A 17,561-nucleotide genomic window follows, 5' to 3' on the forward strand; every position below is an offset into this window, starting at 1 on the left:
GAGGAGTATCTAAAATACCTCTATGATTCCATAAAAAGTATAAAAATCTAAGTATTGAAAAGTGTAAGAAACGTTGATATATATGCAATTAAATTGTTTTATTTGTAACAATCCATTAATTCCAGTAACTAGTTACAAATTCCATATTAAAGAATTTTTTATAGTAATTAATAACTTGAAATACTAAAAAAGTAATTTTTATAGGTAAATAATAATGGTTAAATAGACATTTTAATGTTTTAATATAGATATTATACCAATTTTATCCTCTTTTAACATAATAGTTATACATGGTAAGATTACTCCAGACAAAGGTTCGAGAGTGCTAGTTACATATTCTCACCGTTGTCACTACCTAAATAAATTACCCCTACATATAGGAGGAGAAAATAATGTCTAACACTAATTTAAGAAAATTTCTTGCTACTTCTGTAACAGCAGCGGTAGTTGCTACAGCTGTATCTCCAGCTAGCGCAGCAGAAACAGTAACATTCGAAGACGAAAAAGACTTCGGTTCTCATAAAGAAAACATCTACAAAGCAGCAGATCGCGGCTTGATCAAAGGAAACAACGGCGTATTTAGCCCGAATGCCAACATCACTAGAGGACAAGTTGTGAAAACACTTGCTCGTTACCTTGTAAGTGAAAACGGCGATGTGGATACATCTGATGTAAAAGCATTCAATGACGTACCATCTACTTATGCGGACCAAGAGCTTTACGAAGCTTCATTGATCGTTAAAAAGTTTGGTGTGTTTGAGGGATCAAACGGCAACCTTCTTCCTAACAACCAAATTACTCGTCAAGCAATGGCAAAAGTATTAGTAGAAGCTTTCAACCTTGATGAGTTCGAAGCAGACGAGTCACAAGTTCAAGATTTAGAAAAAGCAGACGAGTGGGCTCGCGGCTACATCGAAACACTTTCTGGACTTGGCATTACAGTAGTAACTGAATTCAACCCGAAATCAAACGTAAGCCGTGCACAATACGCTTCTTTCTTAGTGCGTACAGTTGAAGGCGTGGAGAGCGTTGAGGAAGAGGCTCCAGAAGTAACTGAAGTAAGTGCATTAAACTCAAAGCAAATGGTTGTTCAATTTAACAAAAACCTATTAGCTGAAGACGCTGATGTGGATAACGATGCAACTGACACAGCAAACTATCAGTTAGGAAGCACTGAAGCTAGTTCAGCGGTACTTTCTGAAGATAAAAAGTCTGTGACACTTACTTTTGATGGCGGTGTTGAAGGAGAAGATCAAGTATTAGTGGTCAATCCTGTCGCTACAGAAGATAAAGATGAAGAAGGCAATTACATTGTAACTGAAAAGTTCAGCAAAGTATTCAGCTTCACAGATACAGATCACCCAGGTGTTATTTCAACATCTTATGAAAATGGCAAGATTGTTCTTCAATTCTCTGAAGCAATCGGCACTGCGCCAACAGTTGTACGTGTAAATGGCACTCCAATTGCTGCAGATAAAGTGGCTATCAGCTCAGCAGATGCGTCAAAAGTAGAGATTGACTATACTTTATCAGCTGCAGCGACAGCGGATTTATATGTAGCGGGTGCGAAAGATACAGCAGCTGCTGAAAATGAAATGTTCTTATTTAACGGTACAGTGATTGCGCCGGCTGCTGATACTGGCAAACCGCATGTAACAAACGTTCAAATGACAGGACAAAACACAGCGAAGGTGACACTAAGCGAAGCAATCAGCGCAGATACAGTAGCTGCTAAACTTCAAAAAGGTGCGGTTATCACTGATGTTCAATTAGTGAAAGATACGGCAGACACAACTGGAAAAACGTATACTCTTACAGCTGATTTGAACGGTGCAACTGCTGGCGATGGCATTTTCACTGGTGACTCTACTAGCGAAACATTCAGCCTATTAATTGCTGCTGACGCTATGACAGATTTAGCTGGAAACAAAAGTGAAGAATTCATTACAAGCATCACATTTGTTAAAGATACAGCGGCACCTGCACTTGAGAAAGCAGCTGTAACGACTGGCAATAAACAGTTTGGCTTTACTTTCGATGAAAACTTAACTGTTGCTGGAAATGACGCGAACATTGTTGTTAAAAATGCAGAAGGCGTTAAATTTAACGTAGTTGATGCGGAGTCTGACGTAAATAGCAGCAACGCCAAAGAATACCTTGTAGACATTCAAACTGGTGATGTTGCAGTGGCAGCTGGAACATATACAGTAACAATTCCAGCCGGTTTCTTTAAAGATGCAAATGGAAATGCTACTTCCGCTATTACTCAAACATTCACAGTCGGTGAAACATCTGCAACTGATACAACAAAGCCAGTAGCGGCTGTAACAAATGTATCTGGTGCAAAAAATACATTTGAAGTTAGCTTTAAAAACGGTTCTGCTGGCAGCTTAGAAGAGGTAACTGCTTCTGCCTTAAATTTATCTAACTACAAGGTAGATGGAAAAGCGTTGCCGGCAGGTACGGAAATTTACTTTACAAGCGCTGCAAAAAATACAGTAAGAATCGTTCTTCCAGAAGGTTCTATCAATATTGGAGATCAATCTACTGGAACGCCAGCCCTTCTATCTGTTTCTAACGTAGCAGATAAAGCAGGCAACACAATGAATGCAGCTAACTTTACAGTAACTGTAAATGACAACACGGCTGCAACAATCACGGGCAAGCAAGTGATCGGTCAAGATGTGTATGTAACATTCAGTGAAGCAGTAACAGTTCCTGCGTCGTCTACTGATGCAAATGATGTTTTTGATATCACAGTTAATGACGCAGAAGTAGCAGCGGGTGCTCTATCTACTGTAGCTGGAAGCAACACTCAAGTGAAGTTCACTTTAGAGGCTGCTCCTGCTCAAGCCCCGGTAGTAGAAGTAAAAGAATCTCAATCATTATTAACAGATGCTAACGGTGTAGCTGTTAAGTAATATAGATTAAGAGGGACACAGGGACAGGTTCCTTGTCCCACCAAATAAACCCAAATGCCTTGCGGAGATTCCGGTCTCCGCAAGGTTTCTTTATATATAATCATAAGAAGCAAACCTCTCTCCAATAACTAGTGACGAGCTCACTACCTCTTTTCTCTCTGACCTCACAGATATATTAATATTCCCCCGCCCACCCGAATACAATGAACCATACCTTTGTCTTAAAAGGAGATCCGTATGTTTAAAAAACGAAGGAATAAGCCTCGTCTGCTGATGATTTTGCTGCTGGCTGCCGGCGGGATATTGCTGTTTTTCAGTATCTTTGGTTCTTCGTCCGGCCAAGAAGCAAAAGAGGCAGTGAATGCCTTTTACCAATATGAACAGGCTGGCGATTTCTCGAAATCCTGGGAGCTGTTTCATTCTGATATGAAGAAGCAGTTTCCGAAAGGCTCCTATATTCAAGATCGCGCTAATGTATTTATGAATCATTTCGGTGTGGAGACGTTTGCGTATACATTAAATGATGCGGAGGAAATAAAGAATTGGCGAATGTCAAAGGAATCGGCAGCTTACAGTTCGGTTTATAAAGTGACTGTCACTCAAACGTATATTGGGAAATATGGTAGGTTTCGTATCGGTCAAGATGTATTTGCGGTGAAAGAGCAGAAGGAATGGAAGTTGTTGTGGGATTATAATGAAACAAAATAAAACGAAGCGGGTTCATCTCCCCGCTTCGTTTTATTTGTTCTTCTTATTGCTAGAACCTAATGATTGAAATTGCTTCATCAATTTGTCTCGTGATTTTCCGTTTCTTAATAAAAAGGCGGCGCCAAGTGCTGCAGTGGTCAGTAATGTTTTATTTCCTCTCATAGTAACACTCTCCTTCGTTAATCATATAATTCCCGATCGTTGGAAAAATAAACAATGTCAATTTCTGTCGAAAACAGAAAACACTTAATATATAGTAATCTTCTTAATCTATTGTAAATAGAGAGAATTTTAGGTAAAATCTATCAGTTCATACATAAAGAGGAGGGTAAAAAAGTCTTATGTCACGATTAACGATTAGGCAAAAACTACTTTTGTTTACAGCCTTTATTTTATTTGTTCCAAGCATTTCGATTGGTGTATTTTCTTATCGGGCGTCTCATGAAAAAATTACGGAGAAAATGACGCAGCAAGCAGAGTCGGATGTGCATTTGAGCAATCAATTAATTACACAGACGCTGCTGCCGGAGAAAGGCCGAGCCGAATATTTAAGTATGCAGATTAACGGCAGCATGATGACGAAAGAGAACGCGGCTCAAGCTTATACTGTATTAAAAAGCTTCCAAACATCAAACGATAAAATCGTCGGTGTTTTTGCTGGTTTTGAAACAGGCGTTTTTTTTAACGAGCCGAACACTCCTGTACCAGCTGGCTATAATCCAACAGAGCGTGAGTGGTATAAATTAGCTATGGAACATTCCGGCGAGTCAATTATTACAAAGCCTTACATCGATGCGCTGACGGGCACCACGGTAGTCACTGTGGCTCATAGAATGCAAGATGGAAGCGGAGTTGTCGGCTATGATTTAGATGTGGGCGAGTTAAAGTCAGGAATATTAAGCAATAAAATTGGTGAAAAAGGCTATTTATTTATTGCTGATGATGAGAATAACATTTTAATCCATCCTTCTTATAGCAAGGATTTAAAAGTAAATGCTGAAGTGAACAAGGGAATGTCTGCTGGTGATAAAGGCAGCTTTGATGCAGTGTCTCAAGGTGAGGCGAAGCACTTTATATATGAAACGAACGAGTTAACTGGCTGGAAGATTGCCGGAATTATGATGCTGGATGAAATAGATCAAGAAGCACAACCAATATTTAATATAACAATAGTGATTATGTTAGCTTCCGTCATAATAGGTGGGTTAGCAGCTTGGTTTATTGTTAGAAATATTGTTCTTCCGCTTAGAAATCTTGTGGCGATAGCGGAAAAAGTAAGTGATGGAGATTTAAGAGAAAAGGCGGAAGCGGGTCGAGAGGATGAGATTGGGCAGCTCTCTCAAAGCTTCAATCGCATGGTTGACTCGTTAAAGAGTATCTTGGTTAGCATTAATAATAGTTCAGATCATTTAGAGGAAGCGACTGGCCAATTGGCGACGAGATCAAGGGAAACAGGGAATGCGGCTCAGGATGTAGCAGAAAACATTGCTTATGTAGCGGATGGCTCTGAAAAACAAATGAATAGTTCTGATGAGTCAGTACGGGCGATGGAGGAAATATCAATTGGTGTCCAGCGTATTGCTGAAAGCTCTAGTGAAGTCTCCGAATCGGCTATTCACACAACTAAAGAAGCACAGCAAGGAAAAAGCAAAATTGAGAATGTCGTTAAACAAATGGATTCGATCCGATCTTCTGTGCATGAAGGGATGGAGCAAATTAAAGATTTAAATGCACACTCGGATGAAATTGGACAAATTATTTCCGTGATCACGCAGATATCGGATCAAACGAATTTACTCGCTTTAAACGCGGCCATTGAAGCAGCTAGAGCAGGAGAGCATGGCAAAGGATTTGCGGTAGTGGCAGAAGAAGTGAGAAAGCTTGCTGAGGAATCTAAGAAATCGGCGGATCAAATTTCTACTCTTATCACGACCTTGCAGCAAGCGACGAATCAATCAGTTTCTGTGATTAGAAAAAGTGAAAGTGAAGTAGAACGTGGGATGGAAGAGGTAGCATCTGCAGGTGAAGCTTTCACTCACATTCTGCAATCGATTGAAAACGTGGCAGAGCAGATACAGGAAGTCTCAGCAACTTCTGAAGAAATTTCAGCTAGTTCTGAAGAGGTGACGGCATCGGTCGCGGAGATGTCAACAATTGCGCAGAAGACGACAACAAGTACAAAAGACGTAGTAGAATTATCTAAGTCACAATTAAGTCAAATTGGTGAGAATATTGAAGCCATTGAGCAGCTGCGGCAATTAGCTGCAGAACTGCAAGAGAATGTGCATCGATTCAAATTATAAGATGGTTAACGCAAGAGAACCGCATAGGTTCTCTTGTGTCACACCTATTTCCATTAGGTGCAGGCGCTATCGATTATGGATTGAATGGAAGCAATGAGAAAGTCGGTATTGCTGTTTTTTAAATACGGCTAGAGAACAGTTAGAATTAATTTCTTCGCCATTAAAAAAACGGATGTGGACTTTTTTATCTTTTACAGAGGATTGCCAGATGTGTTTCGGGAAAATCCATGTACAGTCTTGCCGGGTAGGTGCACAAGTTGGAAATGTATAGATCATTTCATCTTTACAGATAATCAGCGGTGTTTTCCTTGAATAGCCTAATTGTTTGCCTACAACTTTAATTTGGCAGCTATACGTAAAAAACCTTTTCATACAAGCTTCATCTAAGATTTCCAATGGTGTTTTCTTTGAGTAAAAAATGCCCTTCGTATCATATATTTTTGTTTTATACTCAGAGCAAGGATCTTCACCGATTAATGCCATCGTGGTACCTGATACGACATAATCCCCCCAATTACTACTTCTCATTTCCACAATCCCCCTGTCAACTTGTCAAATACACTCAAATTATATCAATTTACACAGGAAAATAATATCATAATAGTAAGAATATTTCCTCTTTTATTTTAAAATGAGGGAAGGATCTATCTTTGTGTATAAAAATATCTGATAATTTCTTCTTTTTTAAGTAAAGTGATGGTATAATTTTTCAAATAAATAGTTTACATCTTGGCAGTAAACAGAAGCAAGGAGTGGAATAATAGGATGAAGGTATGTAAGTTTGGCGGAACATCTGTTGCAAGTGCGGAACAAATTAAAAAAGTGGCATCGATCATTCAAGCGGACCCAAAGCGAAAAATTGTGGTCGTATCCGCTCCGGGTAAACGTTTTGACGAAGATATAAAAGTAACGGATTTATTAATTGATTTAGCGGCTGCTTCACTTAACAAAAATGAGGCAGAGGCGGAACTGCAGGCAGTTGTGCAGCGTTATGGAGATATCGCAAAAGAGCTGGATCTTAATGAAGAGATTGTCCAAGTGATTGAGAAGGATCTTAGAGAACGGCTTACATTGAACCTCAATCAGCCGGAATTATTTGTCGATCAGCTGAAAGCAAGCGGTGAAGATAACAATGCTAAATTGATCGCGGCTTATTTCTCCAGTATTGGACTTGAAGCGGAATATGTCAGCCCGAAAGAAGCAGGTCTGCTTGTCAGTGATGAACCTGGTCGAGCTCGTGCGCTGCCAGAAGCATATGAGAACTTAAATAGTCTGCGTGACCGTAAAGGTGTCGTGGTATTCCCGGGATTTTTCGGCTATTCGAAAGATGGTGTCATGATGACATTTGCCCGCGGAGGTTCAGATATTACCGGCTCTATTTTAGCAGCAGCTATTCATGCGGAACTATATGAAAACTTCACCGATGTGGATTCTGTGTTCGCAGCTAATCCAAGAGTGGTTAATAACCCTGTAGAAATTAAGCGGATGACTTATCGTGAGATGCGTGAGCTATCCTATGCAGGATTTTCCGTTTTCCATGATGAAGCGTTAATGCCGGCATTCCAGTATTCGGTGCCGGTATGCATTAAAAATACGAATAATCCTTCAGCGCCAGGGACGATGATTGTTGCTGAAAGAGAATATTCGAAGAGTCCTGTGATTGGCATTGCAGCAGATGGCGGTTTCTCAACAATCTATGTCAGTAAATATTTAATGAACCGTGAGCTTGGATTTGGCAGAAGATTGCTGCAGATTTTAGAAGATGAAGAAATCTCTTATGAGCATACGCCGTCGGGAATCGATGATCTGTCTGTCATTGTGCGCAGTCATCAGCTGACACCGGAAAAAGAAGCGAGAATTATTTCAAGATGCCGTGAAGAGCTAAAAGTAGACGATGTCTATATTGAACATGATTTTGCTATGGTTGTGCTTGTAGGTGAGGGAATGCACAATACATTAGGGTTATCTGCCCGCGCCACAACGGCGATTTCAAGAGTAGGGGCTAATATCGAAATGATCAACCAAGGATCGTCTGAAGTCAGTTTGGTCTTTGGTATTCATGAGAAGGATACCAATAATGTATTAAAAGAGTTATATAATGAATTCTTCAGCACTACGGCTGTATTACAGTAAATATATTAAAAAGCTGTCTTTATACGAGGCAGCTTTTTCTTATGTATAAATACTCTTTCCTTTGACAAACTACTCTACTATTCGCTAATATTCGGCAATTATTTTATATTTTAGGGAAATATATACTAAAACATTCTATAAATATGATAAAATAGTATTATTTCTATTGGAGGGAGTTATATATATTGAAAAAACTGCAAATATTTTTATCATTCCTGCTATTGTTGTCTGTTGTCTTTTCATCTCAGCAACAAGCAGAAGCCGCCACATTTAAAGATGTGAATTCATCTTTTTGGGGGCAAAAAGAAATTAATTACTTAGTAAGCAAGCAAATCATTAAAGGGTATCAGGATGGGACATTTAGACCTAATAACCAAGTGACAAACTCGCAAGTCGCAATTATGCTTGTCCGTGCGTTAAAATTAAATACAAATAACCGCCCGGATCCCGGCATGAAAGATGTACCGCGGACTCATCCGTCTTATAAAGAAATCGCCACAGCTGTCGATGAAGGATTCTTTCCGAAGGCGGCCGTGTTTTATCCGAATGCATCCATTACTAGAGAAGCGATGGCGAGAGCGGTTGTGAATGCCTTTGATTTTACAGGAACAAGTAAAGTTGGATTTAAAGATGTACCTGCTTCATACTGGGCGCACTCTTACATAACAAAACTGGCTGCCAACCGTATTGTGATCGGCTATAGCGACCATACATTCCGCCCAAAGAATAAAGTCACTCGCGCGCAATTCTCCGCCTTTGTGGCTCGTTCATTAAGTGATACGTACAAAACGCAAGATATTGAGACGTTCCGTTTGCAGAATCGCCAAGTATCTGGCGGCTTGAAGCTGAATCCCTCTAAAACGTATGTGTATCAAATGAATACTGACTATTATACTGGAAAAGAAACATGGTACTATACAGGTTCATATTACGGATGGGATGATTGGACTGCAGCAAGAGACAGAGGAGATGACGGTTTTTACAGCTATTTAGAAGATCGTACTAGAATGGCTGTAGGCTGGCAGGAATCAGAAATAGCTTTTGAAATTCCTTATCCAATTACATTAAATTCTAAATGGACGTTCGGTTCTATCGAGTGGAACGGATATGTCGATTATTATGTCGTGACAAACATGGCTAAGACGATCACTACTCCAGCAGGCACTTTTAGAAATGTCATTGAAATTAAAAACTATGACGGCTTTTATTCTTACTATGCAGAAGGTGTCGGCCATATTTTAACGATTGATGCAACCGTTACCCCTGCTAAAAAAATAATTGAATTAATAAAGGTATATTAAAGAAGAGGCTGTCCTTGGACAGCCTCTTCGCTTGTTTATTTCTCATCTGATAATTGATCTAAGATGCTGTTTTGCTGCGCGTTTACGCGGTGAGCCGCTTGGTACTCTTCGCGCAGTTTCTTTTTATCATAATACTCAAGCATTTTCGGAAGAATAATTGGGGCGAGGGCAAGTGCATAAACACAAAGCTTTTTTGAATTTGAATTAGTGGGTTGCGTTTGATTCATTTCCTCCATCCTTTCTTAAAACATCTTTTCAGGCTACTATGAGCATTAGTATAAATCTGGATGCATAGTATAAGTTTAAAGTTTTCAGAACAAATAGTAAACCAAGAAATAGATAAGACCGATAATTTCTTATTGGTTACTATTTCGATACATTCTATATGTACAGAACAGGTGAAAGTTAAGATTTAATCTTATTTTGCTGTCCTTTTTCGTAGTCTTTACGGAGTTTTTTCTTATTTAAATACTCTTTCACTCTTGGCATAACAATTGGAGCCAGCATCATGCCGTATTTGATCAAGCTGCGTTTTCTCATATTGTTCATCCTTTCAATGGTGATGGTATCCATTAATATACCCTTAACGTTAGAAAAAGAAACAAGCAGAAGTCGGGAAACTTCTGCTTATATTTTTTATTTACGGTAACCGGTAGAGACAGGTCCTCGGTTTGCCTTATTCTTTTTATTCATCATTTTTTTCGCATAAGGGTATAGAAATACACCGGCTTTAAAGGCGAAACGTATAAATTTTGATAGTTTACTCATACAGTAACCTCCGTCTCAATCTTATTCTTTTTTTATAAGATACCCTTATTTGAGAAGAAAAAACGCAAGAGGTTTTATTAATAAGTTAACTGGCACATTTCACACAAAAACCGCTGCTTCAATTGAAGCAGCGGTTCAGGCGCTGAAGATGGCTAACCAACCAAAGTCTCAGCACTAGTAATTCTACCACGAACAAGACTTGTTTATACATGTAAGTAATTGAGAGGAAAGGGATATTCAGTTAATAACCCTAAAATATTTATTTTTAGAAGAAAATGTAACGAAAAACAGGGAGATTCATCGCGGTAAAATAGATTGAAAACGAGGATCGAATATTACTTTTTTCTATAGATTGGGTTAATATTTCAATAAAATAGAAACGAGTAAGCCGGAAGATTTATTTTTATTAAATTAGAGGAATTTAACAAAAATCCGCTATTTCCGATATAATGTCTATATATCTTAGTACAAGGGAGATAATGGGATGAGAAAGCTGTTAATCATACTGGCCGGTGCTCTTGTTTTACTAGCAGCGGGCTGCTCTTCGTCACCGTACGATGAGAAGATGAAATCAGGTCTAGAGGCGATGAAGGAGGAGCGTTATCAGGATGCTGTTTCAGCCTATGAGGAAGCCTTAGAAGCAGAAGAAACGAATGAAGCGAAACAGTCAGCTGCTGCCGCTAAACATATGGCAAAAGCACGTGATGACTATGCTAAAGGAAACTATAAGCAATCCATGAAATCGGCTAAAAAAGTGATGAATGATAAAAGTAAGGCTGAAGCAGTTAAAACAGTGAAACCGCAAGCTAAACGCCTATATAGCTTAGCTAAAAAAGCTGGGGGACAAATAGCGGAAGTAGAAGAAGAACTGCAGCGAGGCAAGGATCTGTTAGCTGCTGGCAAGTATCAAGAAGCGGAGGAAGCGTTTACCTCGATTTCTAGGAAAGACTTAGGGAAAGGTGACGGACAAAAGGTAGTAGATGAAGCTGCCCGTCTGATGGAGGAAGCGAAGGATCAGGAGCTGGACGAAGCGGCGAAGAAGCCGGTTGAAAAACCAGTGACTCCTAAAAGTGATATCAAGAAACCAGCTGACAGCTTAGAACCGTTTATGCCTGTAGAGCCGGGACGTGAAGAAGAAGGGCAAGAGAATGATCAGCCCTTAACGATTGCCCAATCAGAGCAGTTAGTTAGTGAGTACCTGGCGATTACAGAACCGAATGTGCAGGTGCGCTATGACCATTCTGAAAACGGTGATTACATCATTCAAGTATATGAAATGGTGATTGATAATCCGGATACTGGAGAAGGTCATTCCGCTACCTGGGGCTGGTATGGAGTGAATCCGCGAACTAAAGAAATATATGAGGCTTTTCAATAAAAAATGAGCGTCTGCATTCATCTGCGGACGCTCATCTTTTTGCATTCGTGATTTCTTACGGCTGAATGCCAGCGAAGATTAAATCATTTTCATCAATCAGCCCGTCTCCGTTTAGATCTTCTTCTAAATCGTTGACGTCAATCATACCATCTCCGTTGATATCTTCAACTGTTGGTAGTTCTTCATCCTCTGAAGGTGTTTCTTCCTCAATTATTTCTTCTTCAACTGGCGGTTCTTCATAGCTTTCTTCATAATCTGCCGGTGCGTCATAGGAGTCATCGTAACTTTCGTCATATTCTTCATCATACGTTTCGTCTTCATTATATTCTTCTTCATAAGTTTCGCTGTCTTCGTATTCCTCGCCGTACTCCTCTTCCGTCCATTCGTCAGGCACGTCATAGTAGTCATAGGATTCCTCATCACTATACTCTCCGCCGTCAAAATAAGCTTCATCATCCCAGAACTCTTGATAATAAAGCCCGCCGTTGTCGTTGTAGAATAGAGAATAAAGTTCTTCTTCTGTAAGAGGGTTTTTAATCCACCCTTGAATCATTTCGTTGATATCTTTCATTGGAATACTGAATCCAATCGCATCTTGCCCATTCATTTTTGCGGAATTGATAGCAAGGACCTTTCCGCTTTTTTTAGAAACGAGAGGACCGCCGCTACTTCCGGGTGCGATGGCTGCAGACGTTTGATAGATGCCGTCATAGGAGCGGCTGCCAATAAAGAAGCTGCGGTCAACTCCAGTAATGTAGCCGAACGTCGCCGTATTTTCCAGCGCAAGCGGACTGCCTAGTGCAATGACTTCTTCCCCAACTTTGGCTTTACTGCTTTTCTCGGCTTGAAGCGGCGTTTTTCCTGCCAGTGCGGCCACGCGAATGACAGCTACATCGGTGTTGTTGGAATAGCCGATGATCTTCCCGCTGTGTTCTTTTCCTGCAAGGTCTTTAACTGTCACAGAAGTTGCCCCTTCCACGACGTGGGCATTCGTGACGACATCACCCTTTTTATTGATAAGAAATCCTGAGCCCTGGCTGCCATCCGCAAAAATCGTGTACACTTTCTTTTGGGTATCGGCAATAATTTCTGTGAGCGCTTTTTGCTCTTCTTTGGTCAGGTCTTTAGGAGGTGCGACGACTTGTTTTATAACTGTTGGGGGAGGTGCAGGCTCTTCTTTCTTCACTTGAGTAGGAGAGATGGCAGTTTTAGCTTCTTCCTTCCCGGTTTGTTGAAACATATACACAATGGCTCCGCTAAATGCAATAATACTGATTATGCATACTCCTAGCAAAACGCGAAATAAATTTCCTTTTTTCTTTTTTGAACCACAGCCGGAGCAGAATCTAGTCTGTTCTCCCATCTCGGTTCCGCATCTAGGGCAATACAATAGAACCACCTCGAATCTAGTAATTAAGTATTATTTTATAATATATTCCGAAAAATGTCACCGAGTGTTTATTTATTTTAAGGTGGTATTTAGGAGGCTTTTGTAGGGAGGAAAAGAGGCAGGCACAAGCTTCATTATATAAAAAAAGCTGCCGAGGATTTCATCTCGACAGCTGAAGCTGAAATGGATCAGCTTGCTTTTCTTTGTTCTTGTTTAAACTGTTTGCTTTGGAAGTAGCTGTTTGTTTCTTTCACAATCACTTTATAAAGCAATAGAATACCAATTAAGTTTGGAATCATCATTAATGCGTTCGCCATATCTGCGAAAGCCCAAACCGTTGTCAGGCTGGCGATGGCGCCAATTCCTGTTGCTGCTACATACACAATACGATAAGCGTTAATAAACTTTAAACCTGCAAGGTATTCGAAGCATTTCTCTCCGTATACATACCACCCTACAATAGTAGAAAAGCCGAAGAAAATAACAGAAAGAGAAACGATCCATTCACCAAAACCGCCAAGCACAGAACCAAACGCGGCAGTCGTCAATGCGCCGCCCTCAAGGCTCGCATCATGGGCAACTCCAGAAAGAGCTCCGCCTGTTGGATCCCAGAAACCTGTCATTAAAAGAACAAGCCCAGTCATTGTACAAACAATTAGTGTAACGATAAATGTACCTGTCATTGCTACCAATGCTTGTTTAACAGGGTGATCTGCACGTGCGTTTCCTGCGATTAAAGCGGCCGTACCTAAACCAGCCTCATTAGAGAAGATTCCGCGAGAAACTCCGTTACGAATCGCTTCTGCCACCATCACACCGGCAAAGCCACCAACAGCTGAGATAGGGGAGAAAGCATATTCAAAAATTAATTGGAAAGAAGGGATAATTAGATCATAATTCATGCCAATAATTAATAAAGACCCACCGATATATAGGAAAGCCATGATTGGAACGAAGAATCCAGCCACAGTACTAATTCTTTGAAGTCCGCCAAAAATGATCATCGCTGTTAAGACAACAAGAATTCCACCTGTGATCCATCCATTAATGCCAAGGAAATTCGACATAACATCAGCAATTGTATTGGACTGAACACTGTTGCCTATTCCTAATGCGGCAAAGGCACCGAAGAAAGCGAAAGCGACAGCCAGCCATTTAAATTTACGTCCAAGACCACGTTCTATGTAATACATCGGACCGCCTGAATATTCTCCATTTGCATTTTTTACACGATATTTCATGGCTAAAAGGGCTTCAGCATATTTCGTTGCCATTCCCAGTAAACCTACGACCCACATCCAGAAAATCGCTCCAGGACCGCCAAGTGTAATGGCTGTTGCTACCCCTGCAATGTTACCGTTTCCAATTGTGGCTGCAAGAGCTGTCATTAATGCCTTAAAGTTACTAACATCACCTTCTGCTTTCGCATCCTCTTCATTTTCTTTAGAAAAAGCTAGTTTGAATGCGTACAGCAAACGATGAAACTGCAAACCTTTTAGAAGAAAGGTGAGAAATAAGCCGGTACCGACTAGGAGTATTAAACTTGGAGTCCCCCATAGTACGCCGTTGATCTTCTGCAAAACTTCTAACATGTTACATCCTCCTTGTTTGATCTTCTTGGTGTAACTGAAACTGTTCCTTTTCTAAGAAGCTAGACCGTCACAATGAAGCAGTAAATGTAAAGAAAACGGCAATTATATAATAGAACAGTTCGCTGTTGATTATTTTTCTTGGTGTAAAGGATTCAATGATGCTCCCCTTTTTTTGGAAGCGGTTTCAAATCGAATCTATTATTATTTTAACATGTGAAAATAAAACGACAATTGTCTAAAGGATAAAACAGACTGAACGGTTTTTGTGAAAACACACAAGAAAAATCTTTTTTATTATAGCAATCAGCTAAAAAAATGTCATAAAAAATTTAGAAGTTGTAAAATTAGCAAAATTACAACCCTTTAAACATTGAAATTAAAACACGTATGATGATAAAAAAATTTTACAAAATGTTCGTAATTAAAGAAATGCAGGAGCCATACCAATTGTAAGCGTTAACAAAATTGCAGATTTCAAATAAGTATGAATTGTTCACTCTCTTCCTCTTGATATGTGGTAGTTTATAATTTATAATTCATGAATATTATTAAAGTATAAATTTTCAGAAATAACATCAAATACGAATGAGGGTGAAAACGTGGAAAGAGTGTATAATTTTTCAGCGGGACCGTCAATGCTGCCGTTGCCAGTACTTGAAAAAGCTCAGAAAGAATTAGTGAATTATGCCGATTCTGGCATGTCTGTGATGGAACTTAGCCATCGTTCGGGTTTATTTACAGAGATCATCACAAAAGCGGAAGAGCTTTTAAGAGAACTGATGTCGATCCCGGAAAATTATAAAGTGCTATTTATTCAAGGTGGAGCTTCCCAGCAATTTGCAATGATCCCAATGAACTTATTGGCGAAAAGCAAAAAAGCTGACTACGTGAACACAGGTTCATGGTCTAAGAAAGCGATCAAAGAAGCGAAGAAATACGGGGATGTTCGAGTGATTGCGTCTTCAGAGGATGAAAATTTCAGCTATATCCCTGCCATTGATGCAAGCATGATTGATCCTGAAGCCGATTATGTACATATTACAACGAACAATACAATAGAAGGAACTCGTTTTGTAGATATTCCTGATACGGGCGATGTTCCATTAGTGGCAGACATGTCATCTAATATTCTTTCAGAAGAAGTGAATGTTTCCAAGTTTGGATTGATCTATGCAGGTGCGCAGAAAAATATCGGTCCTGCTGGTTTAACGGTCGTTATTATTCGCGAAGATTTAATTGGCCAAGCATCTGACAGCTGTCCAACGATGCTTGATTACAAGACTCATAGCGAAAGCGGATCCCTTTACAACACGCCGCCAACGTACGGCATCTATATGGCTAAGCTTGTTTTTGAATGGCTGAAGGAGCTCGGCGGACTGAAAGAGATGGAGAAAATCAATCGTCAAAAAGCGGAGCTATTATACAGCTACCTTAAAGAGTCAGAGATGTTCTCTTCTCCTGTGAGAAAAGACAGCCGCTCATTAATGAATATTCCATTCGTATCACCGTCTGATGAGCTAGACGCAGCCTTTGTGAAAGAAGCAAAAGCAGCAGGTTTAGAAACGTTAAAAGGTCACCGTTCAGTCGGCGGAATGCGTGCTAGTATCTATAATGCGATGCCAGTAGAAGGCGTTGAGGCGTTAGTAGAGTTTATGAAGCAATTTGAAAGCAAACATGCAGAAAAAAGGGGAGAAACAACAAGTGTACACAATTAAAACATTAAACAACATCGCAGACTGCGGTTTAAACGTATTTAATAATGAGAACTACACAGTGGATAATGACAGCCAAAGCCCGGATGGTATTTTGCTTCGCAGCTTTAATATGCATGATATGACGCTTGATAATAATGTAAAAGCGATTGCTCGTGCGGGAGCTGGCGTCAACAATATTCCTGTAGCTGAATACACTGAGCGAGGCGTCGTTGTATTTAATACTCCTGGTGCTAATGCCAACGCGGTAAAAGAATTAGTTCTGACAACAATTATGGCTTCTTCTAGAAATCTATTCGCTGGTGTTGAGTGGACGAAATCTCTTCAAGATCAAGGCGATAATATTCCGAAGCTTGTTGAAGCGGGTAAAAAACAGTTTGTCGGAAAAGAAATCAAAGGGAAAACGCTAGGTGTTATCGGCCTTGGAGCGATCGGCGCGCTTGTGGCCAACGATGCACTGGACTTAGATATGGATGTTATGGGGTTTGATCCATTTATCTCTGTTGATACGGCATGGAACCTGTCTCGCAATGTTCAGCGTGCGATGACGATTGAGCAGCTTTTTGCTAATTGTGATTATATTACAGTCCATGTTCCTTTAACGGATAAAACAAAAGGAATGTTCAATAAAGAAACATTTGAGATCATGAAGCCTGGCGTACATATTTTGAATTTCTCACGCGGTGAGCTTGTGAATGAAACAGATATGGCAGCAGCGATCGAAAGCGGTAAAGTGGGCAAGTATATCACTGACTTCCCAAACGAAAATATTTTGAAAATGAAAAACGTCATTCCGATTCCACACTTAGGTGCGTCTACAAAAGAATCAGAAGAAAACTGCGCATTAATGGCTGCACGCCAAATTAAAGAGTTTTTAGAAACAGGAAACATTCGTAACTCTGTGAACTTTGCGAACGTAGAGCTTCCTTATGTAGGTAAGAAACGTGTGACAGTGTTTCATAAAAACATCCCGAACATGGTCGGACAAATTACTGCGGCTCTTGCCAATTACAGCTTAAACATTGCCGATATGATGAACAGAAGTAAAGGTGAATACGCCTATACGATGATCGACATCGATAATAAAGTAAACGGCGAAGTGATTCCAGGCTTAAAAGCTAATATTAGTGAAATTCCTGGTGTAGTAACAGTACGAGTTATTTAATAAGGTCAGAAAGCCCGGCCCATTCCATACTTTTGGAATAAGCCGGGCTTTTTTCTTTCGAAAAAGAGCAGTTCGTCCAAATAACAACCCGATTCCAACAGAGTATTTAACGTATATGTAGCTGTTTTAGGCTCTAACGGCGGCTTTGGTGTTTCTAACGGCGTAAAGCGACAATCTAACGGCGGCTTTT

15 protein-coding genes and 1 pseudogene are annotated in these 17,561 nt (G+C 40.0%); 9 read left to right on the forward strand and 7 right to left on the reverse strand.

Annotation, left to right across the window (positions count from 1 at the left end; genetic code table 11):
• The first annotated feature begins 392 nt into the window (after window positions 1–392).
• A complete protein-coding gene (locus JOC78_RS11005; protein ID WP_204555658.1) occupies window positions 393–2,921 on the forward strand; it encodes an S-layer homology domain-containing protein in 2,529 nt (842 codons plus the stop codon).
• A gap of 237 nt (window positions 2,922–3,158) precedes the next feature.
• Window positions 3,159–3,629 (forward strand): hypothetical protein, encoded by a 471-nt coding sequence (locus JOC78_RS11010; protein ID WP_204555660.1) that lies wholly within the window; start codon window positions 3,159–3,161, stop codon window positions 3,627–3,629.
• Between the two features lie 30 nt (window positions 3,630–3,659).
• Here JOC78_RS11010 and JOC78_RS17630 read toward each other — a convergent pair whose 3' ends face one another.
• Entirely contained in the window at window positions 3,660–3,791 is a 132-nt protein-coding gene (locus tag JOC78_RS17630) for a hypothetical protein (protein ID WP_275582027.1), read from the reverse strand.
• A gap of 413 nt (window positions 3,792–4,204) precedes the next feature.
• On the opposite strand from JOC78_RS17630, the pseudogene JOC78_RS17855 reads away from it, so the two are divergent.
• Together JOC78_RS17855 and JOC78_RS17860 are read left to right on the forward strand one after the other, a co-directional pair.
• Window positions 4,205–4,990: pseudogene (locus JOC78_RS17855) on the forward strand (cache domain-containing protein); the annotation flags it as partial.
• 156 nt (window positions 4,991–5,146) lie between these two features.
• Window positions 5,147–5,932 carry a methyl-accepting chemotaxis protein gene (locus tag JOC78_RS17860; protein WP_420829935.1) on the forward strand — a complete coding sequence of 262 codons (786 nt, stop codon included), beginning with the start codon at window positions 5,147–5,149 and terminating at the stop codon, window positions 5,930–5,932.
• A 66-nt stretch (window positions 5,933–5,998) separates the two neighbouring features.
• Here the strand turns inward: JOC78_RS17860 and JOC78_RS11020 are convergent, their stop codons facing one another.
• Complete coding sequence (locus JOC78_RS11020; RefSeq protein ID WP_204555664.1) at window positions 5,999–6,460, reverse strand: competence protein ComK; 462 nt, start codon at window positions 6,458–6,460, stop codon at window positions 5,999–6,001.
• Between the two features lie 237 nt (window positions 6,461–6,697).
• On the opposite strand from JOC78_RS11020, the gene JOC78_RS11025 reads away from it, so the two are divergent.
• Entirely contained in the window at window positions 6,698–8,065 is a 1,368-nt protein-coding gene (locus JOC78_RS11025) for an aspartate kinase (RefSeq protein ID WP_204555666.1), read from the forward strand.
• Between the two features lie 185 nt (window positions 8,066–8,250).
• Complete coding sequence (locus tag JOC78_RS11030) at window positions 8,251–9,366, forward strand: S-layer homology domain-containing protein (protein ID WP_204555668.1); 1,116 nt, start codon at window positions 8,251–8,253, stop codon at window positions 9,364–9,366.
• A 35-nt stretch (window positions 9,367–9,401) separates the two neighbouring features.
• On the opposite strand, the gene JOC78_RS11035 is transcribed toward JOC78_RS11030, so the two are convergent.
• The 3 genes from JOC78_RS11035 to JOC78_RS17640 form a co-directional block, all read right to left on the reverse strand.
• Window positions 9,402–9,593, reverse strand: coding sequence for a hypothetical protein (locus tag JOC78_RS11035; RefSeq protein WP_204555670.1), 192 nt, complete (start codon window positions 9,591–9,593; stop codon window positions 9,402–9,404).
• Window positions 9,594–9,771: 178 nt separating this feature from the next.
• Complete coding sequence (locus JOC78_RS17635) at window positions 9,772–9,906, reverse strand: hypothetical protein (protein ID WP_275582028.1); 135 nt, start codon at window positions 9,904–9,906, stop codon at window positions 9,772–9,774.
• Window positions 9,907–10,002: 96 nt separating this feature from the next.
• Entirely contained in the window at window positions 10,003–10,134 is a 132-nt protein-coding gene (locus tag JOC78_RS17640) for a hypothetical protein (RefSeq protein ID WP_275582029.1), read from the reverse strand.
• 484 nt (window positions 10,135–10,618) lie between these two features.
• On the opposite strand from JOC78_RS17640, the gene JOC78_RS11040 reads away from it, so the two are divergent.
• A complete protein-coding gene (locus JOC78_RS11040) occupies window positions 10,619–11,512 on the forward strand; it encodes a hypothetical protein (RefSeq protein ID WP_204555673.1) in 894 nt (297 codons plus the stop codon).
• A gap of 55 nt (window positions 11,513–11,567) precedes the next feature.
• Here the strand turns inward: JOC78_RS11040 and JOC78_RS11045 are convergent, their stop codons facing one another.
• Together JOC78_RS11045 and JOC78_RS11050 are read right to left on the reverse strand one after the other, a co-directional pair.
• A complete protein-coding gene (locus tag JOC78_RS11045) occupies window positions 11,568–12,752 on the reverse strand; it encodes a trypsin-like peptidase domain-containing protein (RefSeq protein WP_204555676.1) in 1,185 nt (394 codons plus the stop codon).
• A 338-nt stretch (window positions 12,753–13,090) separates the two neighbouring features.
• A complete protein-coding gene (locus tag JOC78_RS11050; protein WP_204555679.1) occupies window positions 13,091–14,494 on the reverse strand; it encodes an alanine/glycine:cation symporter family protein in 1,404 nt (467 codons plus the stop codon).
• A 599-nt stretch (window positions 14,495–15,093) separates the two neighbouring features.
• Between JOC78_RS11050 and serC the strand changes: the two genes are divergently transcribed.
• Window positions 15,094–16,209 carry a 3-phosphoserine/phosphohydroxythreonine transaminase gene (gene serC / locus JOC78_RS11055; protein WP_204555682.1) on the forward strand — a complete coding sequence of 372 codons (1,116 nt, stop codon included), beginning with the start codon at window positions 15,094–15,096 and terminating at the stop codon, window positions 16,207–16,209.
• Complete coding sequence (locus JOC78_RS11060; protein WP_204555685.1) at window positions 16,169–17,371, forward strand: phosphoglycerate dehydrogenase; 1,203 nt, start codon at window positions 16,169–16,171, stop codon at window positions 17,369–17,371. Before serC ends, JOC78_RS11060 begins: the two co-directional genes overlap by 41 nt.
• The last annotated feature ends 190 nt before the right edge of the window (window positions 17,372–17,561 follow it).

It is taken from the genome of Bacillus ectoiniformans, from assembly GCF_016908875.1.
Lineage (GTDB): Bacteria > Bacillota > Bacilli > Bacillales > Domibacillaceae > Bacillus_BX > Bacillus_BX ectoiniformans.